The following is a 24,437-nucleotide window of genomic DNA, read 5'->3' as shown; positions in this document are numbered from 1 at the left end:
GAAAGGCTAACTTCAAAGTAGTCAGACAAGACGTGCGCAACATCAGAGATCGGGGAAAACGTAAGCCCTGCTGGTCGGTTATCGCCGTAAATCCAAGGTGCGCGTATCGTAGAACAATTAAACTGCCAGTCGGTTGGCGGGTGGCTGCCCGGGTTCTCCCTTGAGGAGATCAAGGTCGCAAGACTAGAGACGCTGTGTAACACCAAATTAAACACGGGTTTAATGAGGCAACAGCGGATGAGACGGGAAGCCTACACTTACTCGAAGGGAAGTGTAGGTACTTCACATCGATAAACTGATTTGCGATCCATTTTGCGTTTTGACGACTTCGATCCTGGCTTGGAAGGCTTCTTTGAAGTATGGCATGTGGGTGACGGTGAGGATGCAGGCGAAGTCGGAAGCGATCGCATTGATCGCCGCTATCAAGCGATCGCATCCTTCCTGATCCTGCGTCCCAAATCCTTCATCCACTATTAACATTTGTAAAGCCGTCCCCGCCCGCTGCGCTAACAATCTCGCCAACGCGAGGCGAATCGCGAAGTTAATCCGAAATGCTTCTCCCCCAGAATATGTCTCGTAAGGACGAGTACCCCGCGCGTCGGCGATTAAAATATCCAGGGTATCGATTAATTTTGAGGATCTTTTGGTTTTCCCGGCTTTTTGGGTGACAAATTGCACGTGTAATTGGTTACCGCTCAGCCTAGATAGAATCGAATTCGTCTCGGCTTCCAACTGCGGCAAAACGTTTTCAATCATTAAAGTTTGGATGCCGTTCTTGCCAAAGGCTTTACTTAATTCCTCGTAAATTTTATGTTTCTTTTTACACTCCGCAATCTGGTTACTGAGTTCCCCGTGCCTTGCGTTAAGGGTTTCTAATTGCTGCTGTTGTTGTTGCAGGCGTCCGAGTTGTGCCAATCGTTCGTCGAGTTCGATGCGCCTGCGGGAGATTTGCCCTTCCAATGCTTGAATTTCCCCGGTGGGATCGGGGATGGTTTGTAATTGCTTGACAATTGCGTCAATTTGTGTTCCAAGGGATTGCAGGTCATGCGATCGCACCTCTAAAACTTGCGCCAACTCCTGAATTCGCCGACTTATTAGCGGATATTGCTGCTGCGCTTGTTGCAATTCCTGATAGCGCAACTGCCAAGATTGAGCTTGACGCAAAGATGCTTTGAGGGTGTTGTATTGTTTGGCGTCGTATCCAATTTCGGCAATTTGACGATCGAGGTGGGCAATTTGGCGGGAGAATTCCGAATCTGTGCGTAAATGCTCGATTTGACGTTGAATAGTTTCGATTTTGGCTACTAATTCGGGTTGCCTTGCTGCGAATTGCGCTTGTCGCCGCTGGGCATCTTTTATTTGCGCTTGTTTAATTTCTGCCCAACGCCACCTTTCGACTTCGTTGCGCGCGAGGGCGTGGTTTTTCTCATCGTAATTGAGTTGTTGCAGGTGTCGATCCAACTGCCATAATTCTTGCTGTACCTCGGTGGCGTATTCGCCGGTAGCAAGGGCGCGTTCAAGTTGTTGTGCTTCTTGCGCCATTTGTCGCAGTCGATCTTGCACATCGTCCGTCGCTGCCAATTGCGCTTGCAATTGTCCTTTTTGCTCTCTTAATGAATCATATCTCGCCAATTGTTGGGCAACTTGCTTGTATTCCTGCCTTAAAACCTGAATTTCTCGCTCGGAAACCGCTAATTGCTCGCGCACTACCCAAAATTGGTCTTGAATTTCCTTTTGCTGCGCTTCGGTTTTATGGACGACGTGACTCCAGTGATGTTCGTCGAGGGGGCGATCGCATAACGGACAAACTGCATCTGGCGTTTGCAGCATTTGCAGTTTCTGGGAAATTTCCGCCAATTGATTTTGACATTCCCGCTGATTTTCCTGGAGGCGTTCTAAAAAATTGCGCCTTTCGAGTCCTTTTTCTTGCACTCGCTGCTGATAAACCCGCATTTTCTCCAATTCTTCAATTTGGACGCTAACTTCCATCACCGCTTGTTGCAATTTCGGTTGGCGTTGCTGTTGCGCTTGCAGTTGGGAAGCGGAAGTCTGAATTTCTTCTAATTTGGCACTTAATCTGGCGTGGACGCGATCGCGTTGCGTTTGCAATTGCTGTCGCTGCTGCAATAAAGGCGAAACTTGCAATTGCAACTTGTCCATTTGAGCCAGTTTTGTCCTCGCTTGTTGCAATTGTGCCAGCGCTGCTTCAACTTCGGCAGATTCGCCTAAGATTTTTTGGTTCTCTTTCTCTTGTTTTCGGAGTTCTTCCAGTTGCGCTTCTACCTGCCGCAGTTGTAAATTTAACTCGTTGATTGCTTTAACTTGCTGTTGTTCTACCTGGCGTCGCTGTTCTTGCGCGGTTTGGTGGGCGTGTAATTTGCTACTCGTAGCTTCTTCCTGGGATTGTAAGTTTTGGAAATAAGCATATCCGGCGGCGATTTCCTCTTCCTGTTGTAGGAGAGATGCGAGTTGTTGCTGCTGTGCTTGAGTGGAAGCTAAGTCGTGTTGCAAGCGATCGCAATCTTGTGCCAAATTCTGATACTGTTGCCGATGCCAAGTTAATTGCTGTTCCCAAGTTTGGCGCTGATGCTGGATAGCTTGCAACTGTTGCAGGCGTTCCCTATGGTGTAATTGGGATTGCTGCATCGCGGCGACATTCGCTTCAACCTCACGAGATTGGAGAGCGATCGCATCCCGTTGTTGCAACTGAATTTTAATCGATTCCAAATCCCTTTCGATCGCATCCGCCCTGACTTTGAACTCGCGGGACATATCCTTCGCTTGTTCCGCCAGAGTTTCATATTGATCTAGTTTCAGCAAGTCTGCCAAAATTTGCTTACGCTCATTGGGTTTCTTGAGCATAAACTCATCTGCCCTTCCCTGACGCAGATAAGCAGAATTGATAAACGTATCGTAGTCCAGCTTTAAATGTTCTATGATTAACTGTTGAGTCGAGCGCACCCCGCGTTCCGTCAACACCTTAAACCCTGACGGAGTTTTGACTTGAAACTCGAGTACGCTGCTACCGCCGCGAGTGCGAGTGCGAATCACCCGGTAAGTGGCATCTTGATAGTGGAAAATAAAATCAACTTGGACCTCATCGGCGCCTGCATGGATGACATCTTCTTCACTCGCGGCGCGACATTCACCCCAGATTACCCAGGTGATAGCTTCCAGCAGAGAAGATTTACCAGCGCCATTGGAACCGCAAATACAAGCAGTGTGCAAACCGCTAAAATCTAGGGTTGCTTTCCGATAGCTGAGGAAGTTTTTCAGGGTTAGCTGTTGTGGAATCATTGAGATTTAGCGCCACGCTCTATTTATAAGAAATACCAGTACAGATGCACTTTTGCCTAGTCTTTCCAGAGAAAAGAGCGGGAAATTTCCGGAAATGTTCCCGATAGAAACCTCTCCCCCATCCCCTCTCCTGGGAGGAGAGGGGGGTAATATCATGTCCGGTAGCAATGGTAGTGTTTAATTTTTGATGTTGTAGGGGCGGGTTTTACCAACAATTAAGTGGAACCACGATATATCTCTATAAACCCTTCCTTTGCTGACGTTACCGATATCACCGGACATGATATAAGAGATATTATGCTCCCCTTGCGTCTGCTGGGGCTGACTTGAGCAAAGCTGAGTGATATGAAGTCTTTTCGCTTTGATTGTATATATTTTTCGAGCGTGAAATCGATCGCTCTAAGTACCGGAGAGCCAACAGAGAAATAACCTGTAATATCATGTCCGGTGGCATCGGTAGCGTAACCAAAGGAAGGGTTTATTTAACCTTTGCGTTGGTAGCAAATATCTCTCGTAAAACCCGCCCCTACTATACACAACCAAAGCGAAGGGACATGATATAACCTGACGCCAGTACAAAGGCTTGTTACTCAAGTTTTGCTTCAGACTTGCCCCAGCGCTTATCTACAGAAGGCGCACAAAGATGATCGCGATCGATCTCAAGAAACTTAAACGTATCGAAGTCGCCTTGCTCGAAACTTTCTTCAGCACGGTTAGTGTAGAGAGTATAAACGCGAGCGTAAACTTCTTCAGCAGTCAAACCCTCAGCAAAAGCGCGATCAATTTCTGAATCACATTCAAAAAATACATCAGCAGTTTTAGTAGTAAAAACAAAATCTATGTCGTAGCCAAAGAAAGCACGACAGTCATGTTTTACAAAATCAACTCCGAGTATTGCTGCTGTTTGGCAGGATAAAAAATGAACGATCTTATCTTTGCATTCTTCTGGGCTGTAGTTTCCTACGGTAAAAATTGGGTTGTTGTAGTCTCGAGTAAAGGTGTCATAGTTGCCATGTCCAACCCCTGTCAAATACTCTACGTTAGGCTGCCTTGCTGCTGATGCCACATAGATCCGGCGAGCTAATTTCCCTTGGCAACGCTCAATAACAAAGCCTTTTTCCTCTAGATACGGGTATACCTTCTGTTGACGGTAATTAAAAGCGGCTGTAGTAGCTGGATCGTGGTTAGAATCAATTGCTACTACAACCGCTTCTATTTGAACGTTACGACTTCGACGTTGAGGCTTATCACTCATGGATTATTTCTTTCAAACGACCGCTTTCTGCTTCTTTAATCAGCCGATTAATTAATCGTTGTTCAGCCTCAACCAAAACTTCTCCAATTGGTGATTGTGCCTCGATCTCGGCAATTGCACGCTCTTTATTTATCATCCCTGAGCCAATCGTCGCAATTTCCGCTTCTGGTTCGCGTCTTATCCTTTCTGCTGTGAGTTTAGCGCGCTGACTGTAGGTTAAACTTGACTGCGATAAAGAAGGAACACCCTTAACAAAGTCTAGTAGGGTGACAGGTTTACCCTTGGCGTCAAAGGTTACGGGTAAATTCAACTGTTGAATTAATGCTTCCTTTATGGTTGCCATAAGTCACTATTGTTCCCTTTTGGGGCCAGACAACTAGAGGAGTAGTGCTGATTTAATTTTCCGGTATACCGGAATATACCATTCCATTGTCACTGTTCCCGCACTGAAATACAGACTGAAATCATACTGAGCTATACTGAGTATAGACTGAGATATCCTAGAAAAATTGCTGATTGAGCTATGCCTCGGTCAATCAAGGTTGCCCCGGAATATATTCAGAAAGTTAAGCAGGCTCTCAGGCGTCATGGCTTTCCCAGCTATAATGCCTTTGCTATGGAGTTAGGAGTCGCTAAGTCCACTGTTAACAACTACCTCAACGGTAAACCCGTTAGTTTTCTGAATTTTGTCGAAATTAGTCAGAAGTTGGGACTAAACTGGAAAGAAGTTTCCCATATAGAAAAAGAGCCATCGCAACAGAATCAGAACAATAGCATTGATCTCGATGCTCTGGTGCAAGAGGTACGTCAAAAGATTAAACCCAGCATCAAAGAACGCTGCGGTACAATGCGCGTGCTGGATATGACTCATCCCATTGGGTTAAATGATATCTACACTAACGTCAATATTCTAGAAAAAATAACTGGACGTAGGCGCAAAGAGATTACTGAATTACTGCAAGAGTCTAACTTTGATAATTTTGAACGCTTTGGACTGGGGAGAATAACTGAACAACGAGTGTCGGGATTGGCAGCCGTCGAGAAATATGCCAAACTAACGATATTGGGCAAGCCAGGTGCAGGTAAAACCACATTTTTAAAGTATTTAGCGATTCAGTGCATAGAGGGTGATTTTCATGCCGATCTCGTGCCGATTTTTGTCACCCTTAAAGACTTTTCTGAGGCCACACAGAAACAAGGCTTACTCGAATATATTAGTCAGCTATTCTCTGGGTCTGGAGTGACAGCTACAGAACTCGCTAACTTATGCAACCAAGGCAGAACGATGATTTTACTCGATGGATTGGATGAAGTTAAAGAAGAGGACAGTAGTCGCGTCTTAAAGGAAATTCGCGATTTTTCTGATAATTTTAGTCAAAATAGATTTGTTATTACCTGTCGCATCGCTGCTAGGGAATATACTTTTGAAAAATTTACAGAAGTGGAAATATCTGATTTTGACCAGCTACAAATTGCCGTTTTTGCAACTCACTGGTTCAAGGGTAAGCCGGGAGAATATAATAAATTTATTAAAAGCATTGAAGAACGCATAAGAATTAAAGAAATTGCCACAAACCCGCTTTTGTTGACCTTGCTATGTTTGGTATTTGAAGAGTCAGGAGATTTTCCAACGAATAGGTCTGAACTATACAAAGAAGGATTGGATACACTGCTGAAAAAATGGGATGCCAAGCGTGGAATATATCGCGATCAAGTTTACAAAAAGCTGTCCTTGCAGCGGAAGGAAGATTTACTCAGTAAAATAGCCTTGACTACCTTTGAGCAGTGTGACTATTTCTTTAAGCAGAAAGTAGTGGAACAATACATCGCAGAATACATCCGTAATTTACCTGACGCCAATACTGACCCTGAAGTATTACAACTAGATGCCGAGGTAGTTTTGCGTTCAATTGAGGCACAGCACGGAATTTTGGTGGAAAGAGCTAAAGGAATTTACTCGTTTTCCCATCTAACATTTCACGAGTATTTCACTGCCAGGGAAATTGTTTTTGGGACACAGCCTTTAGAAGAAAGATTGCAACATCTGGTAAACCACGTCACTGAGAAACGTTGGAGGGAAGTCTTTTTGTTAGCGGTTGGGATGTCACCAAGTGCAGACCGTTTGTTGCTGTTAATGAAACAGCAGGTTGATGCGCTCATAGATTTTGACGAGAAGTTCCAGCAGTTCCTGATATGGGTAATGCAAAAATCTTTGAAAGTTCAGGTTACTTACAAACCAGTTGCGGTTCGCGCTTTTTATTTTGCCCATGCTCTTCCCTACGCTTTTGCCCCTAACCTTGTCCCTAATCTTGCCTCTGCGCTCGATCCTAACCTTAACCATGTTCTTGAGGAGCTTGACCCTGCTCATGGCTTTGACCTCATCCTTGACCATGCCTTTGTCCTTGCCCCCACACTTGTCGTCGATCCTACCCTTGCCCATGACCTCGGCTTTGACTTTGACCTTGATCCCGATCTAGCACAAGCACTAAAACAACTTAAAGACAAACAACCTGACCCAGATGGGGATAGAGAAAAATGGTGGAAAACTAATGGCGAAGCTTGGAAGGAGCAATTGAGAGCCGTAACGATCCAGTACCGAAATATCGGTCACGATTGGCAGTTCAGTAAGCAGCAGATAGAAGTACTGAAACAGTATTACGATGCCAATAAGTTGCTAATAGATTGTCTGAATAGCGATTGTTATGTCAGCCGCGAAGTGCGACAAGAAATAGAAGATACCTTATTGTTACCCATTACAGAGATAGAGAAACATCGGCAATAGATTTTGTAGCGGATGTGGGCAGGCGGGACCCCCACCCCACAAGCATATTTTTTTCTTTCTTGTGGGATAGGCATCCTGCCTGTCCGATCTCAACTTGTCCGCCGCAACCCAGATTCAATACACCCAAGGAATCAGCTTTTTCACTCTTTCGCGATACTCTAAATAATCCGGATACTTTTCGCTCAACCAAACTTCTTCTTGACTTGCCTTAGCATTAAAAAAAGCAAACAAAACGATCGTACCAATCAAATGAGATAAACTCAATTGAAAAATTGACCAACTTAATGCCGCTAAAATCCCCCCACTGTAAAGCGGATGGCGCACGATGCTATAAACACCCGACTGCACCAATTGTCCATCTTCTCTAGGATAAGGTAACGGAGTTAAACTGCGTCCCAAATCCCACAATCCTTTGAAAATGAGGACAGAAGAAAAGATCGCTAACCCTCCGACAACACCCCAACTCAAATACAACAACTCCGGCGACTTAATCCCAAACCCAACAAATCGATAAACCGGCAACAAAACAAAACCGATTAGCAACAAACCCTGCACAAGTACCCAATATTCCCCATGCTGATTATTCCGCAAACCTTCACGACTAAAACCCCATTCATTCAACAGCTTCATAACTCTTTCCACTCTTCTCTCTGCGTCCTCTGCGTCTCTGCGGTAAAAAAATTATTTTTGCCTACCATCCTTCCACTCTTCCCCACCCGGTAACTGAGCTATATTTTCCTTCACAATAGCTGGTAAATCCTTATTTGAATGCTCGTAAGTCAAAACCAATAATTTTCGAGCATTTTCGCTAACCTGGATTTTATCTACTATCTCTAAAAGTTCAAAAGGATTATAAATACCCTCCCGAACTTCGGCGCTAGCTGCATCAATTGCCGCTTCAAATTATTCTTCAATCATCGCCTCCCATTCTTCTATTTTTACATAGTAAGCCGTTTTATTATCTTGTAAATTTAGTTTTTTTATTTGCCGAATTGAATCGGAAATTGAAGCTGCCCAAGAATTGGTTAACCGCTGCTCAACTTGATTTTTAATCAACTGCAGCAATAACCTGAGTAAAAAGGATTGGATCTGACGCAGTATCGCTTGTCTGCTCATTCCTTCTAGCTCATCTACAATTGCCAAAGCGTCTGTATAACGTGCCTCCAAGATACTATTTCTGAGGTCGATCAGTTCTTGAGTCATAAATTGATTGACAAATTCGGCATATTATGATTTTACAAAAACTCGACCTTAGTTGGTGGGTATAAATAAACATAACACCAAGATACGCGACTTCTCTAATCGGTATCGCCAGCGATCGCACCCCCACCCCGTTCGCTTCTTGCCGCCGTTCCTTCGTTGCGATCAAAGACGCTATTTACAAAGGTACTGTTACTCCAATACCCGGTAAAAACTGCCCCGTCAAACCCGGCAAAGTTATTCCTAAATTGACTATTTTCAAAGTTTTAAACCCTTTGAAATCCTGTTAAAATTCCCGCCCCAGCACTCGTAGCGCCAGAGTTTTTGCCGAGTTTTTGAACGGAGGATTTGCAAGTGCGCTAGTCATGATCAATACCAGGTGTACTTACCCAGTGATTCGGGTTTGGATGAAGGGCATCTTTAACGCAAGCCAAGAACTTTGTCAAGGGTAGTAGGTGATTAAAATTACAGCGAAAAAACCAAACCCGCAGATGCGGATTTTGGCTGCCTGGATTTTCTGTCGGCGGTACGGGCACGGCAGATGTAAAATTTGGACTGGGGCAAACTATTGGGCTGCCGTGCCCCTACTGATTGGATGTCAAATTGAGATTTGAACGCAACTCGGCAACAGGTTAAAATCGCAGTCTGACCCTAAAAATTCCTTCAACCCGTCCGATGGCAGAAACTCTTTTTTTCAATGCATTACGCGAAGCTATTGATGAAGAAATGGCACGCGACGCTACAGTATTCGTCCTTGGCGAAGACGTGGGACACTACGGCGGTTCCTACAAAGTGACAAAAGATCTCTACAAGAAATATGGCGAACTGCGGCTATTAGACACCCCGATCGCTGAAAATAGCTTTACGGGGATGGCTGTAGGTGCGGCAATGACGGGATTGCGCCCGATTGTAGAAGGCATGAATATGGGCTTTTTACTTCTGGCATTTAACCAAATTTCCAACAATGCTGGGATGCTGCGCTATACTTCCGGCGGTAATTTCAAAATTCCCATGGTGATTCGCGGTCCCGGTGGCGTTGGACGCCAGTTGGGTGCAGAACACTCGCAGCGCCTAGAAGCTTATTTCCAAGCGGTTCCCGGTATCAAAATTGTCGCCTGTTCGACGCCTTACAATGCCAAAGGGCTGTTAAAATCGGCGATTCGCGACGATAACCCGGTTCTGTTCTTTGAACATGTCCTGCTTTATAACTTAAAAGAAAACCTGCCAGAAAAAGAGTACCTGCTGCCTTTAGATAAAGCAGAAGTCGTGCGCCAAGGGAAAGATGTCACGATTCTCACCTACTCGCGGATGCGCCACCACGTGATGCAGGCGGTGAAAACTCTAGAAAAAGAAGGGTTTGACCCAGAGGTGATTGATTTAATCTCGCTCAAACCTTTGGATATGGAAACCATCGGCGATTCGATTCGCAAAACTCACCGGGCGATTATTGTGGAAGAATGCATGAAATCCGGCGGGATTGCAGCAGAATTAAGTGCTTCGATTACCGATCGCTTATTCGACGAACTCGACGCCCCCGTGTTGCGCCTATCTTCCCAAGATATCCCCACCCCGTACAACGGCATGTTAGAACGCCTCACCATCGTACAACCAGAGCAAATTGTCGAAGCGGTACAAAAAATGGTAGCGCTGCGAGTTTAAAGGGGCTCAGCAGCAGAGGAGCAAAGGGGCACGACGGCGGGGAGGCAGAGGAAAATTTTAATCTATATTCTCCCCATCTCCCCATCCCCCCATCCCCCCATCTCCCCATCTCCCCATCTCCCCATCTCCCCATCTCCCCCTCTCCCCCTCTCCCCCTCTCCCTGCCTGGGGAATGAAGCGATCGCACACAAAACGATATATCATATCATTTGTCGCGGCGGGTTGTTGTATGGGAAAACAGCGTTCCTTGTTGGCTCTGATTTTGGTGTTGCTGATTGCGTCTAGTGTAGCGATCGCTCAATTTCCCCTTAAGTTGGGTTTAGACTTGCAAGGCGGATCGGAAATTACTTTGCAGGTCAAGCAGTCTGACCAAGGCAGACAAATTCAACCAGAAGAACTCGACGCCCTACAAAAGGTGATCGAAAATCGAGTCAACGGTTTGGGCGTATCGGAAGCAGTTGTGCAAAAAGTCGGGAATAATCAACTATCGGTACAATTACCTGGAACCAAAGACCCCGCCGAAGCTGAGCGCATTTTAGGCGGGACGGCGCAGCTGGAATTCCGCCAGGAAGCAAACAAACCGGAGATTGGCGCGCAACAACAAGTCAGACAGATAGAACTGCAACAGTTGCGCCAAAAGCAAGCAGAATTAGAAAAAGCTGGAGATGCTGCGGCAATCGCTGCCAATAAAGCGGCAATTCAACAAAAAGAACAGCAAATCGCCCAACTAACCCAACAACTGTTTGAAACCACCGGACTCACCGGCAAAAACCTGATCAATGCCTTCCCAGAACCCGCCACGACAGGTTCAGATAATTGGAATGTGGCGTTTGAATTCGATCAAACTGGGGCAGACTTATTCGCCCAACTCACCAAAAACCTCGCCGGAACTAAGCGCAGTATCGGTATTTTCCTAGACAATAAACTGATTAGCAGCCCCATCGTCGGCGAAGAATTTGCTCAGACAGGCATTACCGGCGGCAGGGCGCGCATTGAAGGGCGCTTTACTTCTAAACAAGCGTTTGAACTGGCAGTTCAGTTGAAAGGTGGGGCGCTACCTTTTCCTGTAGAAGTGGTAGAAAACCGCACAGTCGGTGCAACTTTGGGACGGGATAGCGTCCAGCGTAGTATCTACGCCGGGATTGGCGGTCTGATTTTAGTCTTGGTCTTTATGGGGGTCTACTACAGGCTACCCGGAATTATTGCCAACATCTCCCTGATTATCTACACCATCCTCAACTTGGCAGTCTACGCCATCGTTCCGGTTACCTTAACCCTACCGGGAATTGCCGGGTTTATCCTCAGTATCGGTATGGCGGTAGATGCTAACGTGCTGATTTTTGAACGGACGCGGGAAGAATTGCAGGCAGGTAAAAGTTTATATCGCGCCGTCGAGTCGGGTTTTTATCGCGCCTTTTCCAGCATTCTGGATAGTAACGTCACAACTTGGATCGCCTGTGCGGCGTTGTTTTGGTTGGGGACGGGGTTGGTGAAAGGGTTTGCCCTGACCCTAGCAATTGGCGTGGGAGTGAGTATGTTTACGGCAATTACTTGCAGTCGGACTTTGTTGATGTTGGCGATCGGCATTCCCCAACTGCGGAAACCCCATTTGTATGCGCCGAAGCTTGAGGTGGTTAAGTAATGAAGTTAGCAGTTAATCAACAACGATCGCTTTGGTGGATTCTTTCTGCCGCTATTCTATTGATCGGACTCGTCGCGATGCTGATTTCCTGGCAGCAAATTGGCGCACCCCTGCGTCCAGGTGTCGATTTCATCGGCGGTACGCGCTTACAATTCGCACGGGATTGTTCTATCCCCAATAATTGCACTCAACCAATTGACCCCACCCCAGTCCGTCAAGTATTGGATCAGCTAGGTTTAGGCAACAATAGCATCCAAGTCGCCGGACCAGACAGGCAAGCGCTGTCCCTGCGGACAAAATATATAGATGTGGAGCAGCGTACCAAGCTCCAAGCCGCGTTGCAAGAAAAAATCGGCACTTTCGATGCCACAAAAACTCAAATCGATACCGTTGGCCCTACAATTGGACAGCAGTTGCTCACTGGCGGTTTATTAGCCTTACTGATTTCCTTTGCTGGGATTACCGTTTATCTCAGTATGCGGTTCAAGTTAGACTACGCCTTTTTTGCACTGGTTGCCCTATTCCACGATGTTTGGCTAACGGTGGGTGTTTTCGCAATTTTGGGCTTAGTATTGGGCGCTGAAGTTGATAGTTTATTTATCGTGGCGTTGCTGACCATTATCGGGTTCTCGGTCAACGATACCGTGGTAATTTACGACCGCGTGCGCGAGACATTGAAGCTAAATCCAAATCGCGCGATCGCAGATATTGTAGATGATGCGGTCAATCAAACTTTGACCAGATCGATCAACACCACCTTGACCACGCTGCTAACTTTGTTCAGCATCTTTCTATTTGGCGGAGAAACCCTCAAATATTTCGCCCTCGCTTTAATTATTGGCTTCACCACAGGTGCTTATTCGAGTATTTTTATCGCCAGTACTTTACTAGCTTGGTGGCGAGAAAGGAACGGTGAATCGATTGCTATTTCCACCCCAGAACCCAAACCTTCCGATGAAGTCTAACAGGCAAAAGGCAGGTGTCGATGGCAAGGCGTCGAGACGATAAATTAAAAAACAGCAACGACGAGGAAAAATCAAAATCAATTGATACTTCATCGTCAATTTTTGCTGCTGTAAACGACCCTCATTTCAAACATCAAGTGCGAAAGCTATACCAGCTGACAATCTACGCCAGATGGTTGGTGGTCGCGCTGCTTTGGTTGAGCATTGGTTGTTTGAGTCTGTGGGGTTTGCGTGCAGAAATTGTATTATGGCGGCAACACTTTACTTGGGCCGCCCTGCGTTACGGCTTGGCCTACAATAGACTACCAACCCTCGGTCTTGGTTTATGTATCGGCATGACAACTGCTGTTTTAGTTTGGCAAAGTCGCAATATTCTCTGGGGCATGTCCCACGAAGAGCAAAAGCGTTTGGAACAACAAGTCCGCCGCATTCGCCAGCAGGGTGCGAGTCATCCGCTTTGGAAATGGGTTTGTCAGTAGTTATCTCTCTGCTTGGATATAATGGTTAATGGCTAATAGCAAGAAAAATGTTAAATTAGGAATTAGCAATTAGCAATACCCAAGTTTATAAATAGCAAATGGCGCTATTTAGATAATTTTTGGAGTTAAAAAGGAAGTAAAAAAATGACCATTCAAGCAGAACGTGCCGCCCATCCTGTAGAACCTTCAATGCTCGAAAAAGGGCTAACAAAAAGAGAATATATCGCAGCAATAGCTTTGCTTGCAACCAGCGCTTCCGCCAGTCCTCACGAACGGGCAAAAGAAGCTGTAATATTAGCAGATGCTCTGCTTGAGGTTTTACATCCGCCGACAGCTCATGGGTAAGCAATAGTATATTTTGTATTGGATGGGCTGGTTTTACAAATAACTAAACCCGCCCCACCCTATGAATAAAAAACGCAAAGTTCAAGTAACCATTAAACCGGAACCTAAAGCTATCCGGAATGAATACGAGCAACATAGCGTCAAAGGTTTCTATGAAAAATTCGGCGATGAATATAGAAACCCTCACGAGTCTGCTATTAGAAAAGTTATGCAATTAGCAGATGCTAAATGGCCTCTTGATTTTAGCAAAGTATTAGATTTAGCTTGTGGTAGCGGTGAGGTTACGTTAGCCTTGAAAAGTTTGGGATGTTCTAATATTGATGGCATCGATCCTTACACTGGCAATGCATATTTTAACCGCACGGGTCAAGTCGCCGAAACTTACACTTTTGAGGATATTGCTGCTGGAATTATAAGCGATCGCTCCTACAGTCTCATCGTTTGCAGTTTCGCCATGCATTTGGTAAAATCTTCCCGTCTCCCCCTATTAGCTTACCAGTTGAGTCTAATTGCCGAATCAATGATAATCGTTACACCCCACAAGCGACCCGCATTAAAACCCGAATGGGGATGGATGTTCTTAGATGAGATTGCAGTTGACCGCGTGCGCGCAAGGTTTTATAATTAGTCATTAGTTAACAAGTAATAACTCAAGTTGCTAGTTATCTCATGCATAGCAGCTAATGGCTAATCGCTAATGACTCGATTGGTAAAAATCCTATATTAGCAATTAGCCATTAGCAAGCTGGCAACTCCCTTGTTTATAACTAGCAAATTGCGTTAATAACATATAATTAAAAAAAAAATATAAAAATCCAGTCCGGGGTAGCCGCAATAGCATATGATAAGTATAAAAGATAAGATTGATTAGAGTCCTGGCAAAAGTATGCCCTGAACTAAAGTTCAGCAGTGAAGGTAAAGTTAGCTAAAGTAGAGATTGACATGTAAATATATACAGAAGGAAATTTATGTCACGGCAATAAGATAGTTTTTACCATTACCAATTACCAATTACCGATTACCCATGAAATATCATGTGCCAACTGCTGGGAATGAATTGCAACGTGCCAACGGATATTTGCTTTTCTTTTGAAGGATTTTGTTCGCGGGGTGGAAAGACAGACGAACATCGCGATGGGTGGGGAATTGCTTTTTTTGAAGGATTGGGATGCCGGATTTTTTTAGATAATAAACCTTCAGTTGTTTCCCCGATTGCCGAGTTGGTGCGGCGCTATCCGATCCACTCTACCCACGCGATCGCTCATATCCGCAAAGCAACTCAAGGTAAAATTGCCTTAGAAAATTGTCATCCTTTCCGGCGGGAGTTGTGGGGAAGGTATTGGGTATTTGCTCACAATGGAAATTTGCTAGATTTACATCCGAAAACCGGAAATTTTTATCAAGCAGTGGGTCAAACCGATAGCGAAAAAGCTTTCTGCTTGATGCTGAACACTTTACGCGAACAATTTCCCCAAGGTAAACCCCCGATAGAAAAATTGTACGCAGTATTAAAAGACATCACCGACGCTTTGTCAGAAAAAGGGGTATTTAACTATTTACTTTCGGATGGGGAACACTTTTTTGCCCACTGTTCAACCCATCTCACCTACATTGTAAGGCAAGCGCCGTTTGCAGCTGCCCATTTAATTGACGAAGATATAACGGTAGACTTTTGCGAATTGACGACACAGAGCGATCGCGTCGCTATCATCGCCACCACTCCCCTGACTGACAATGAAGTCTGGACGCCGATTAAACCAGGAGAATTACTGGTTTTTCAAGATGGTTTACCCCTGAATATCGACGAGGAGCAATTAGCAATTAGCAATTAGCCATTAGCCATTAGAATATACCGCCTCTAGATGCTGATGGTGAGAAAAAGGTGGAATTTTCAGAGAGGGGGTTCTCGAAAGATTGCCACTGAGCAGTTTGCTGAACGGGTATCTCAATAATAAACTCGGTACCTGCACCCGGAGAGGAAACGCACCGCAATTGACCGCCGTGTTTTTCAACCACAATTTGGTAGCTAATAGACAAACCAAGTCCTTTATTCTTGCCTAAAGGTTTCGTCGTAAAAAACGGGTCAAATAACCGGCGACAGACTGCTTCCGTCATACCGGGACCACTATCGGCAATCCGAATGATTATATAAGGATTGGGAATCAGGGATTGGTCGGTTTGTAGGATAGAACAGCTGTAGGTCATTGGCAAATCCCGCATCGCCAGTTCGGTGCTAATCGTGATAATGGGGTCTGGATGATTTTCCAAAGCATCGATGGCGTTACTGAGGAGATTCATAAATACTTGATTGAGCAATCCAGCGTAGCATTCTACGGGAGGCAGATCGCCGTAAGCTTGAATAACTTGAATTCCTGCTTGTCCATCGCTTCCCTTGAGACGGTTTTGCAGTAATTTGATCGTGCTATCTAACCCTTCATGAATATCAACCCGCTTCATTTCCGATTCGTCGTGACGCGCAAAGTTTCGCAGGGATAAAACAATTTGGCGGATGCGGTCTGCTCCCAATTTCATCGAAGATAATAGTTTGGGCATATCTTCCATGACAAAATCGAGATCCATCGCTGCTGCTGAATTTTGAATCTCGATTGGGGGGTTGGAATAGTGTCTGCGATAAAGGCTAATTAAGTGCAACAATTCGCGGATATAATGACTCGCATGGTCTAAATTGCCGTAAATAAAACTGACGGGATTGTTAATTTCGTGAGCTACACCCGCTACCAATTGTCCCAAACTCGACATTTTTTCAGTTTGAATCAGTTGTGCTTGGGTGCGATGCAGTTGGTACAGTGCGTCCTCTAACTGTTTAGCTTGTTCTTTTAAGCGTGCTTTAGATTGACGCAACGCTACTTCGGTGCGCTGGCGATCGCTAATTTCTTGTTTGAGCATTTCATTGGCAGCTTTTAACTCAAAAGTCCTCTCCTCCACCCGTTTTTCTAACCCGCGATACGCTTGTTGGAGCGCTTCCTGTGCTTGCTTGCGCTCGGTAATATCCCGCGTTACCGTTGCATAACCCCGCAACTGTCCGTTTTCGTCTCTTAACGCCGTTACATCCACATTCGCCCAAAACTGCGACCCATCTTTACGCAAGCGCAAAGACTCGTATTCGTACCCACCTACTTGCGCTGCAATTTGCAATACTTCTTCGGGTCTACCGCTTTCTATCTCTGCGGGGGGATGAAAGCAGGAAACATGCTTACCGATCGCCTCTTCTGTGCGATACCCGTTGATTCTTTCTGCGCCTTGGTTCCAACTCACAACCCGTCCATCGGGGTCGAGCATGTAAATCGCATAATCCTTCACTCGATCAATTAACAAGCGAAAGCGCTCTTCACTTTCTTTGAGCGCCTCTTCTGCTTGTTTGCGCTCGGTAATGTCGCGAGCGGCGGCATAAATTAATTTATCATCTTGGCAGGGCGCAGCGTTCCACAGCAGCCATTTATACGACCCATCTTTGCAACAGCAGCGGTTTTCAAACGTCACGGTTTCGCTGCTGGTCGCCAATTTTTCCAGTTGAGCGACAGTAGACTCGCGGTCTTCGGGATGAACCAATTCCAGCAATCGTTGAGCGACCAATTCTGCTGAGGTTAACGCGAGTATTTTTTCGCACATTGGGTTGACTTGCTTGAGGTAGCCGTCAAAACCCAAGATGAAAAACATATCCAACGAAAGGGTAAAAAACCTATTCTGCTTTGCTTGCAATTCCTTTCTACTGCTGCTGGGAATTTTTGCCGTATGGGTTGCCATTGCTCACCTACTCAGTTCTATTTACTACTGCGATCTCTCCGAAATGCCCCTGAAGTTACAAGTGTCTATTGCACAAGGTTGCGTCTATTTGAGCCAGAGGCGATCGAGTTCAACTCTTCACCCCTAAGTGATAACGCTGCCTTACAATACCGACGCGAGTGGACTTGCGATCTTATCCTGTGAGTTTGATTTTACATCTTCTTCACTCTTTATAAACTTTTTATAACATATCTTTAAAAACATTAACTTTTTTTATCTACTTTATATTTATACATAAATATTAAAATATAGTTCGATCTCGTTCCCAGGCTTTGCCTGGGAACGAGATATCCAGGCTTGGCCTCGGTTGGCTAATAGTGCAAGATCTCAATGGAAGATTGGATTAAAACCAATAGTTCGGTTAAAAGCAGCCGTATTTTAAAATCAGGTGGCGATCGCTGTCAAATGCAATCTTGCCGTCTTGCTGTAACCTCAGCAGCAACCTAGTCATCGTCACCCTGGTGGTAGAGCAGGCGTTGGCAAAATCTTCGTGAGTCAGGCGCACTTTTAGACGAGTTCCTTCCTTGTGGAATTCGCCAATTTCCTGTTGCAAAAGTAGCAATAGATGCTGCAAGCGGTCTTGCACGCGCCGCTTGGCAAAAATGGCTAAAAGCAATTCGGTTTGCTTGAGTCGCCGATTAATTTGCTCGAAAAAAGTTTGAGCTAGATGGGGGTCGCTTGCTATCTCTGCCAGGGAAAATTCTACTAACTGAACTTGCTTGGACATAGCTGTTGCTTGGTAAGTTTTTAGAGCAGTTAAACTCGCTCCAAACAACATTTTATCTCCTACCAATCCTACCAGCACCTCTTCCCCAGTTTCGCAGATAGTTGTTAGCTTAACCAAGCCTCGATGAACTTGCCAAATACTTTGGGGATTGAGGGGGATAATTTCTCCTTTAGCATAAACCTGTATCGCCGAGTCAAGACTTTTGGCGTCGTTATTTGTTTGCTGCGGGATGGGAATCAGCTCTCTTGTGCCGATCTGACGCAGCATCCAGCGCAGGGAAGTTGGTCTACCTTCCCCATCGCGCACGACAGAAACTGTTAGCATTGCCTCAAACGGTTCCCCCCCACGGGGTTGCAGGTGGACTTTCCAGTCTGGGATGCGATCGCCAGCGCGTTTCCGGTTCAGTTCGTTGCGAAACTGCCAACGCTCCTCTGATGCCACGAACACAACCAGCGGTTTGCCGATTAAATGCTCGTCGGAGATATTGAGCAAAAGGGCGGCGGCGCGATTGGCTTCCCGGATTTTACCGTTTATATCGGTTACTAGGTAAGCTTCCGGAGCCAATTGAAACAGATCCTGGTAGCGCTGGCGTTCAGCTTGTAACTGGACTTGTACGACTGCGAGTTCCTGATTTTGCTGGCACAACTCTTCTACAGCAACCTGTAGTTCTTCCGAAACAATACCCAGTTCCTTGAAAGCAACGGGTAGTAGATGCTCTATTGGAGGAGAAGGCGATGCGTTGGCACCTTGGTAAAGCTTGTTCAATCGCAAGTTGAGTGCTTCCATTTGTCGCGCAAAGATGTCTACGTTCATGTCAACCTCCAGACTCTGTGTTATACCAAACACGCCCAATACTTGCATCGAAAGCAAATCCCCGCAGATGATTTTAGGAGCGCGAGAAAGATTATCTTTTGCAAGTATCAGCCGCGTCTGCTACTAGCTTCAGAAGCATAGGAAATTCTCTGGTACAGTCGCATTCACCTATTGATATATTCTTGGCTAATCCTTCTGGAAGATAGGAATCTCAATGATGAATTCTGACCCTTTTCCGGGTGCGGAGATGCATTTTAAATCACCCTTGTGTTTTTCCACAACAATTTGGTAACTAATTGACAAACCCAAGCCAGTGCCTTTGCCTGTAGGTTTTGTGGTAAAGAAAGGGTTAAAAAGCTGTTCTTGCACTTCTGCCGTCATCCCTGCTCCGTTATCGGATATGCGGATTCTCACCCAATCAGAGTTAATAACTTCTGTACAAATGCGAATAGTGGGTAATTGGGAATTGGGAATTGGTAATGGGGAATTGGGTTCTTTTCGATTACCTATTACCTCTTCTATAGCATCTATTCCATTGCCGATTAAATTCATAAAAACTTGGTTGAGTTGTCCGGCATAGCATTCTACAAGTGGTAGGTTGCCGTATTCTTTAACGATTTGAATTTCCGGAAATTCTGGTTTGGGTTTCAATCGATGGTGCAAAATCAGCAGGGTGCTTTCGATTCCCTCGTGGATGTTGGCGGGTTTCATTTGCGCTTCATCCAAGCGGGAGAAGTTTCGTAAGCTGCGGGCAATTTCGCGGATGCGATCTGAACCCTGCTGCATTGCCGATAAAATTTTAGGCAAATCTTCGATGATAAATTCTAAGTCTATGGCTGTTTTTTCATCCTCTGGCGGTTCTGGATAGTGTTGGGCATAAAGCTGCAACAATTTTAACAAGTCTTGTGTATATTTTTCCGCGTGGGGAAGATTGCTAGCAACGCAGTTAATCGGGTTATTAATTTCGTGGGCAACGCCAGCCACCATTTGCCCTATTGAAGACATTTTTTCCGATTGAATTAGCTGGGCTTGAGTTTGTTGTAATTCGCGTAAAGCTGTTTCTAATTCAGTTGTTTTTTGGCTCAATTGCGCTTCTCTTTGGCGCAGTGCTTCTTCAGCTTGCTTTTTCTCGGTGATGTCTTCAACGGTGCCTTCATAGTAAAGTAAATTCCCGCTTTCGTCTCGCACGCCACGGGCGTTTTCTCTAATCCAAATAACGCTACCATCGTGGCGATAAACTTGCGATTCAAACGCGGATACAGAACCGTATTCTTGCATCGCGGCAATGAATTCGGATCGCCGATTCTGGTTAATATAAACTTGCCGTGCAATATCGGTACAATTGTTTATCAGTTTGGCTGGCGATTTATAGCCCAAAATCTGTGCCATTGCGGGATTAGCACTTTTAAAGCTGCCGTCGGGTGTAGTTTGGAAAATGCCATCAATCCCATTTTCAAAAATGTTGCGATATTTGGCTTCTGCTTGTCTGAGTGCAACCGCAACAGCATCTTGAATTTGGCACTGTGCTAACAGTAACTGATGCGCGTCCAACAGGGAGTAGACTCCATGGGGGTCTTGCACCACAATAGGTTCGTAGATCAGTTCGGGTTGGCGTTGCAAAGACTGCCTTGCTGCTGCCACAATCTCAGTATCGCTGGACAAGGTTAAAATTTCAGTTTTAGCCTTGTCATAAAGTATCTTCAAAGGTCGTTTGGCAAATAATTCCAAGCTGTAGGGACGACTGAGATATTCAAAAGTGCGCCGCCGCGAAATCATCCCGACGTACTCGCCTTCGCTGGTGATGATGACGCCCGGAAGTAAAGGACTTTCGTTTAAAATCTTTGTCACTTCATTAGTTGGACGGTCGGACTCGATGCAAACTTCGTAAAGGTTTAACTCTTGCAGCGTCGAGTCCAAACCCAGTTCTGAAAAGCAACTATTCGCCTCAGTTGCCGCTAAAGTTGGTAAAACGATGGTTTTAGCGGGTATGGCGTCGATTTGCGGTTTGGGATTGGTACGTTCCATGTGCATTTTGCGTTCGACAAAGCTCTCTTGCTCTGTTTCCGAACACTCCACCCATCTATCAGGGTTGATCAAACAGCCGTCACCTACCCAGTCCATAGCATATCCGCAATTTTACTGAATTGATAAATTTAGTATGAACTCTTTTGCTTAGAGCTTGAGTGACGCGAATCGCCTCGACCCGTGAGGCTGATGGTTGGTTGGTTGTGATTTGGATCAATTTTTTACCTAAGTAGTTTTTTGTATTTTAACCCTGCTAGGGTAAACCGCATCTACCTTCTGAGGGATTTTACGGAAACTTTAATTAAAGTTTCCGTGTATGCCCATCGTTTGCTCCGCGTTTCTACTTAAGTATCCGTATCAATACCAGAGATTAGGGCAATTTTTGTATAAAATAGAACAGAATAGGGCAGAATCTGGCATGATTTGACCAGTAGGGGGATAGATGGGGATGCCCGATGCCCAATTCTGCGGAAAAAATTTGGCAATATTTCGGTATCATATAAAGCTGACTTGTCTAAACGACGGAACTGCTGAGCTTTTCACACGTCACGGAGATACCGTATGATCGCACTCAAAACCACTGTCTATGTCGTTGTTTCGTTCTTTGTTTTGCTGTTCATCTTCGGGTTCTTGTCCAATGACCCCTCTCGCAACCCCAAGCGTCGCGATTTGGAATAGACAACGATTTAACGATACCTCAGGCAGTATGGGCGGGGGATACCTCGCCCATACTGCCTCAAATGCGGTTGAGGTTTTGCGTCTGGGTTGTTGGTTCGCTTCGGTGTACTAAAAGATGCCCTACCCAGTTACGCCCCCTCAACCGCCAGCAATTATTCAGCCACTACGATACCAGCATTTGCCTCATGCTGCTGGCGAATCTTTAATTGTGCGATCGCACGCCTCTGGGCACATCGCTGGCAAAAATGACTGGCAAACCCGCTCTGGGAGTGCGTCAGACTTGGGTTTACCCTTGAGCATTGGCGTCCTAGAAGCAGCCGACTCGGTGTTAATATCGCTGGCGGAAGTAGACCCAGAAGACGCTCTGACGCGGAGAGGGGGAGACGCGGCGAGTGACCCTGCTCAACTAGCTACCGATATTTCCACTACAACTGCCGATCTTACACTCCTGACTGAGGGGCAGGTGAGCAGGGGGGCACAGGAGCAGGGGGGCTATCTTTCCGGCGTAAGTACTGAGTTAGAATCAGAACCTAAAAGTAGATACAAAACCGCAGAAATACCTGCTAGGACGGGAACGGATGACACCCAGGATGGGTGGCTGTTAAATCCCTCGATCCATCTGGCAAATACTAGCGATGGGACAGTGGTGCAGGCGCAACAAGTGCCAGAAAATCCCCAGATAGAAGTTTTGCCAGGGGAGCATATGTCGCCGGTTCCGGCTCCCACAAGGGCGACTACCCAAGCATCGCCAACGCAGCAACAACAGCAGCCAGCGACGATGGCAACTTCAGCGGGTGTAATAGAAGTTACAGCCGACCGGCAGGAATTTGACGAACGGCGACAGATATTTACCGCTGTTGGTAATGTGGTGATGCGGTTTCAGGGGGGGATACTCGATGCCAATCGGGTGCAAGGAAATTTACTTAATTTTATAGCGATCGCAGAAGGCAATGCGTCGTTGACGCGGGGACAGCAGGTATTTCGCGGCTCGCGCTTTGTTTATAACTTTATTCAAAATAGCGGTACGATTCAGAACGCCAGGGGGATAGTATTTTCACCAACTTCGGGGACGGATTTAACCTTTGAAACGGGGACGGGTGGATTTACTATCCCCACCCCGGAGCGACCATTGAGCGATCGCTTAATCGCAAATCAACCACCCCAACAAATTACCAACCCAGGCGGCGTCACCGTCGAACTCGGTAGGGGGGGACTCTCCAACCTGGGTCAAATCAATCGGGTGCGCTTTGAAGCCGAGCAGATTGAATTTTACCCCAGAGGCTGGACTGCAACCAACGTGCGCCTGACCAACGATCCGTTTTCGCCGCCAGAATTGGAATTGCGCGCAGATCGCGCCGTATTTACCCAGCTTTCACCTTTGCGGGAAGAAATAGTCCTCACCAACTCCCGCATCTTTTTCGATCAAGGTTTTTCCATCCCCACTTTCCAACGGCGGGTAGTAATCGACCGCACCCCAAGGGAAGCACCCATAGTGCAAATTCGCTACGATGCGAGGGAAAGAGGTGGTGTTTATGCGGAGCGGACTTTTGACATAATTGCGACCCCACAGGTGCAACTGAGCATCACGCCGCAGTTTTTAGTCCAGCGAGCGATCGCGCGACAAAGCGGTAACGTTTTTAACCCAAACTCTTGGGGTTTTAGACTGCGGTTTAATGCTAACGTCAGTCCGCGCACCAGAGTTGAAGCTTCTGGGGTGACGCCGACTTTCTTTTTAAACGAATTACCCGATAGACTGAGAGCCAGGTTGGCGGCGAGTCAGATTATCGGTACTCGTTTACCCCACACGCTTACCCTGGAATATAGTTACCGCAATCGTCTATTTAACGGTTCTTTAGGATTCCAAACCGTCCGCAGCAGTTTGGGAGCTGTGATTACTTCCCCCGTTATTCCTTTGGGGAGAACGGGTGTTAACCTGACTTATCAAGGTAGCGCACAGTATATTAATGCCGAAAGCGATCGCCTAGATTTGCTCGATTTTGACCCCTTGAACCCCAATCCCCAAGATGACCGCATCGTCTTAGCTCGTTTCCAAGCTAGCGCCGAACTGGCGCGTCCTACCTTGCTTTGGCGCGGGCGACCTTTACCAGCAACAGCATCTCAGGGTTTGAGATACACTCCAGTTCCCGTCGTACCTTTCATTCGCGTAGTTCCTTCGGTGCGGGGTACGACGAGTTTATACACCAGCGGCGATACCCAACAAACCCTCAGCGGTAGTGTCACCTTGCAAGGACAATTCGGTCATTTCTCCCGACCTTTTCTCGACTATACCGGGTTTAATGTCGGCTACACCCAAGTTTTCAGAGATGGTTTATCTCCCTTCTTTTTCGACCGGGTTGTCGATACTAGAGTGCTTTCTTTTGGTATCACCCAGCAACTTTATGGGCCATTTCGAGTTGGGTTTCAAACTGGGATTAATTTAGATACGGGGGAACGCTTCAGCACCGATTACTTTTTGGAATACAGTCGCCGCACCTACGGTATTATCATCCGTTTCAACCCGGATCGGGAACAAGGTTCGATTAACCTGCGCATCAGCGACTTTAATTGGACTGGCGGCGATGAAGTATTCGGCGGTTCTGGTGGGCGCTTTGTCGATACGGGCGTAATTCAAGAATAAGGCGCTAATTGCTAATTGCCAATCGCTAAGATATGATTTTTCCCCTTTGAACCATTAGCCATTAGCCGCTATGCATGAGTTAACTTGTATGGTTAATAGCGTTGTGTATGGATGGCTAATTGCTCGCT

Annotated in this window: 19 protein-coding genes; 10 read left to right on the top strand and 9 right to left on the bottom strand. The window is 46.0% G+C overall.

The genetic code is table 11. From position 1 onward, the window contains the following. Positions 1 to 282: 282 nt before the first annotated feature. The 3 genes from sbcC to ACE1CM_RS19795 form a co-directional block, all read right to left on the bottom strand. On the bottom strand, positions 283 to 3,297 hold the full coding sequence (gene sbcC / locus ACE1CM_RS19805; RefSeq protein ID WP_374879593.1) for an exonuclease subunit SbcC: 3,015 nt from the start codon (positions 3,295 to 3,297) through the stop codon (positions 283 to 285). Between the two features lie 586 nt (positions 3,298 to 3,883). Then, a complete protein-coding gene (locus ACE1CM_RS19800; RefSeq protein WP_374879591.1) occupies positions 3,884 to 4,552 on the bottom strand; it encodes a hypothetical protein in 669 nt (222 codons plus the stop codon). Further along, positions 4,545 to 4,895, bottom strand: a complete 351-nt coding sequence (locus ACE1CM_RS19795) for a hypothetical protein (protein WP_374879589.1) — start codon at positions 4,893 to 4,895, stop codon at positions 4,545 to 4,547. Before ACE1CM_RS19795 ends, ACE1CM_RS19800 begins: the two co-directional genes overlap by 8 nt. Before the next feature lie 180 nt (positions 4,896 to 5,075). Here ACE1CM_RS19795 and ACE1CM_RS19790 point away from each other — a divergent pair, with 180 nt between their 5' ends. Further along, on the top strand, positions 5,076 to 7,334 hold the full coding sequence (locus ACE1CM_RS19790; RefSeq protein ID WP_374879587.1) for an NACHT domain-containing protein: 2,259 nt from the start codon (positions 5,076 to 5,078) through the stop codon (positions 7,332 to 7,334). Positions 7,335 to 7,448: 114 nt separating this feature from the next. Here ACE1CM_RS19790 and ACE1CM_RS19785 read toward each other — a convergent pair whose 3' ends face one another. Then, positions 7,449 to 7,964 (bottom strand): methyltransferase family protein, encoded by a 516-nt coding sequence (locus ACE1CM_RS19785; RefSeq protein ID WP_374879585.1) that lies wholly within the window; start codon positions 7,962 to 7,964, stop codon positions 7,449 to 7,451. Between the two features lie 273 nt (positions 7,965 to 8,237). Then, positions 8,238 to 8,537, bottom strand: coding sequence for a DUF29 family protein (locus ACE1CM_RS19780; protein ID WP_374879584.1), 300 nt, complete (start codon positions 8,535 to 8,537; stop codon positions 8,238 to 8,240). A 672-nt stretch (positions 8,538 to 9,209) separates the two neighbouring features. On the opposite strand from ACE1CM_RS19780, the gene ACE1CM_RS19775 reads away from it, so the two are divergent. Further along, positions 9,210 to 10,193, top strand: coding sequence for an alpha-ketoacid dehydrogenase subunit beta (locus tag ACE1CM_RS19775; RefSeq protein ID WP_374879582.1), 984 nt, complete (start codon positions 9,210 to 9,212; stop codon positions 10,191 to 10,193). A gap of 57 nt (positions 10,194 to 10,250) precedes the next feature. On the opposite strand, the gene ACE1CM_RS19770 is transcribed toward ACE1CM_RS19775, so the two are convergent. Next, positions 10,251 to 10,397: a hypothetical protein gene (locus ACE1CM_RS19770; RefSeq protein ID WP_374879580.1), complete on the bottom strand. Its 147-nt coding sequence runs from the start codon at positions 10,395 to 10,397 to the stop codon at positions 10,251 to 10,253. A gap of 25 nt (positions 10,398 to 10,422) precedes the next feature. Between ACE1CM_RS19770 and secD the strand changes: the two genes are divergently transcribed. The 6 genes from secD to ACE1CM_RS19740 all read left to right on the top strand — a co-directional run bounded on the left by secD (position 10,423) and on the right by ACE1CM_RS19740 (position 15,456). Further along, complete coding sequence (gene secD / locus ACE1CM_RS19765; RefSeq protein WP_374879579.1) at positions 10,423 to 11,835, top strand: protein translocase subunit SecD; 1,413 nt, start codon at positions 10,423 to 10,425, stop codon at positions 11,833 to 11,835. After that, a complete protein-coding gene (gene secF / locus ACE1CM_RS19760) occupies positions 11,835 to 12,800 on the top strand; it encodes a protein translocase subunit SecF (RefSeq protein WP_374879577.1) in 966 nt (321 codons plus the stop codon). Before secD ends, secF begins: the two co-directional genes overlap by 1 nt. Before the next feature lie 20 nt (positions 12,801 to 12,820). After that, on the top strand, positions 12,821 to 13,279 hold the full coding sequence (locus ACE1CM_RS19755; protein WP_374879575.1) for a hypothetical protein: 459 nt from the start codon (positions 12,821 to 12,823) through the stop codon (positions 13,277 to 13,279). 144 nt (positions 13,280 to 13,423) lie between these two features. Then, positions 13,424 to 13,624, top strand: a complete 201-nt coding sequence (locus ACE1CM_RS19750; protein ID WP_374879573.1) for a hypothetical protein — start codon at positions 13,424 to 13,426, stop codon at positions 13,622 to 13,624. Positions 13,625 to 13,685: 61 nt separating this feature from the next. After that, the gene (locus tag ACE1CM_RS19745) at positions 13,686 to 14,252 is read left to right on the top strand and encodes a methyltransferase domain-containing protein (protein WP_374879572.1); all 567 of its coding nucleotides are present in this window, start codon (positions 13,686 to 13,688) and stop codon (positions 14,250 to 14,252) included. A 406-nt stretch (positions 14,253 to 14,658) separates the two neighbouring features. Next, complete coding sequence (locus ACE1CM_RS19740; protein ID WP_374879570.1) at positions 14,659 to 15,456, top strand: class II glutamine amidotransferase; 798 nt, start codon at positions 14,659 to 14,661, stop codon at positions 15,454 to 15,456. Between the two features lie 10 nt (positions 15,457 to 15,466). On the opposite strand, the gene ACE1CM_RS19735 is transcribed toward ACE1CM_RS19740, so the two are convergent. The 3 genes from ACE1CM_RS19735 to ACE1CM_RS19725 form a co-directional block, all read right to left on the bottom strand. Beyond that, the gene (locus tag ACE1CM_RS19735) at positions 15,467 to 17,389 is read right to left on the bottom strand and encodes a PAS domain S-box protein (protein WP_374879569.1); all 1,923 of its coding nucleotides are present in this window, start codon (positions 17,387 to 17,389) and stop codon (positions 15,467 to 15,469) included. Between the two features lie 400 nt (positions 17,390 to 17,789). Next, positions 17,790 to 18,968 carry a PAS domain-containing protein gene (locus ACE1CM_RS19730; RefSeq protein WP_374879568.1) on the bottom strand — a complete coding sequence of 393 codons (1,179 nt, stop codon included), beginning with the start codon at positions 18,966 to 18,968 and terminating at the stop codon, positions 17,790 to 17,792. A gap of 186 nt (positions 18,969 to 19,154) precedes the next feature. Beyond that, positions 19,155 to 21,089 carry an ATP-binding protein gene (locus ACE1CM_RS19725; RefSeq protein ID WP_374879566.1) on the bottom strand — a complete coding sequence of 645 codons (1,935 nt, stop codon included), beginning with the start codon at positions 21,087 to 21,089 and terminating at the stop codon, positions 19,155 to 19,157. A 465-nt stretch (positions 21,090 to 21,554) separates the two neighbouring features. Between ACE1CM_RS19725 and ACE1CM_RS19720 the strand changes: the two genes are divergently transcribed. Together ACE1CM_RS19720 and ACE1CM_RS19715 are read left to right on the top strand one after the other, a co-directional pair. Further along, positions 21,555 to 21,671 carry a photosystem II reaction center protein I gene (locus ACE1CM_RS19720; RefSeq protein WP_374879564.1) on the top strand — a complete coding sequence of 39 codons (117 nt, stop codon included), beginning with the start codon at positions 21,555 to 21,557 and terminating at the stop codon, positions 21,669 to 21,671. A gap of 115 nt (positions 21,672 to 21,786) precedes the next feature. Continuing rightward, on the top strand, positions 21,787 to 24,309 hold the full coding sequence (locus tag ACE1CM_RS19715) for a DUF3769 domain-containing protein (protein WP_374879562.1): 2,523 nt from the start codon (positions 21,787 to 21,789) through the stop codon (positions 24,307 to 24,309). Positions 24,310 to 24,437 lie beyond the last annotated feature (128 nt).

Source organism: Microseira sp. BLCC-F43 (assembly GCF_041929235.1).
In the GTDB taxonomy this organism is placed as follows: Bacteria; Cyanobacteriota; Cyanobacteriia; order Cyanobacteriales; family Aerosakkonemataceae; genus Microseira.
The sequence above is the reverse complement of the archived record's forward strand: the minus strand, read 5'-3'. Positions and strand labels throughout refer to the sequence as shown.

Bases quoted from the DNA above. Each gene is read 5' to 3' on its own strand.
- secF (WP_374879577.1), top strand. From the start codon at position 11,835: ATGAAGTTAGCAGTTAATCAACAACGATCGCTTTGGTGGATTCTTTCT.
- ACE1CM_RS19770 (WP_374879580.1), bottom strand. From the start codon at position 10,397: ATGATATATCGTTTTGTGTGCGATCGCTTCATTCCCCAGGCAGGGAGA.
- ACE1CM_RS19790 (WP_374879587.1), top strand. From the start codon at position 5,076: ATGCCTCGGTCAATCAAGGTTGCCCCGGAATATATTCAGAAAGTTAAG.
- ACE1CM_RS19715 (WP_374879562.1), top strand. From the start codon at position 21,787: ATGCCCTACCCAGTTACGCCCCCTCAACCGCCAGCAATTATTCAGCCA.
- secD (WP_374879579.1), top strand. From the start codon at position 10,423: ATGGGAAAACAGCGTTCCTTGTTGGCTCTGATTTTGGTGTTGCTGATT.
- ACE1CM_RS19780 (WP_374879584.1), bottom strand. From the start codon at position 8,537: ATGACTCAAGAACTGATCGACCTCAGAAATAGTATCTTGGAGGCACGT.
- ACE1CM_RS19755 (WP_374879575.1), top strand. From the start codon at position 12,821: ATGGCAAGGCGTCGAGACGATAAATTAAAAAACAGCAACGACGAGGAA.
- ACE1CM_RS19745 (WP_374879572.1), top strand. From the start codon at position 13,686: ATGAATAAAAAACGCAAAGTTCAAGTAACCATTAAACCGGAACCTAAA.
- ACE1CM_RS19725 (WP_374879566.1), bottom strand. From the start codon at position 21,089: ATGGACTGGGTAGGTGACGGCTGTTTGATCAACCCTGATAGATGGGTG.
- ACE1CM_RS19735 (WP_374879569.1), bottom strand. From the start codon at position 17,389: ATGGCAACCCATACGGCAAAAATTCCCAGCAGCAGTAGAAAGGAATTG.
- ACE1CM_RS19775 (WP_374879582.1), top strand. From the start codon at position 9,210: ATGGCAGAAACTCTTTTTTTCAATGCATTACGCGAAGCTATTGATGAA.
- ACE1CM_RS19800 (WP_374879591.1), bottom strand. From the start codon at position 4,552: ATGAGTGATAAGCCTCAACGTCGAAGTCGTAACGTTCAAATAGAAGCG.
- sbcC (WP_374879593.1), bottom strand. From the start codon at position 3,297: ATGATTCCACAACAGCTAACCCTGAAAAACTTCCTCAGCTATCGGAAA.
- ACE1CM_RS19720 (WP_374879564.1), top strand. From the start codon at position 21,555: ATGATCGCACTCAAAACCACTGTCTATGTCGTTGTTTCGTTCTTTGTT.
- ACE1CM_RS19740 (WP_374879570.1), top strand. From the start codon at position 14,659: ATGTGCCAACTGCTGGGAATGAATTGCAACGTGCCAACGGATATTTGC.
- ACE1CM_RS19730 (WP_374879568.1), bottom strand. From the start codon at position 18,968: ATGAACGTAGACATCTTTGCGCGACAAATGGAAGCACTCAACTTGCGA.
- ACE1CM_RS19795 (WP_374879589.1), bottom strand. From the start codon at position 4,895: ATGGCAACCATAAAGGAAGCATTAATTCAACAGTTGAATTTACCCGTA.
- ACE1CM_RS19785 (WP_374879585.1), bottom strand. From the start codon at position 7,964: ATGAAGCTGTTGAATGAATGGGGTTTTAGTCGTGAAGGTTTGCGGAAT.
- ACE1CM_RS19750 (WP_374879573.1), top strand. From the start codon at position 13,424: ATGACCATTCAAGCAGAACGTGCCGCCCATCCTGTAGAACCTTCAATG.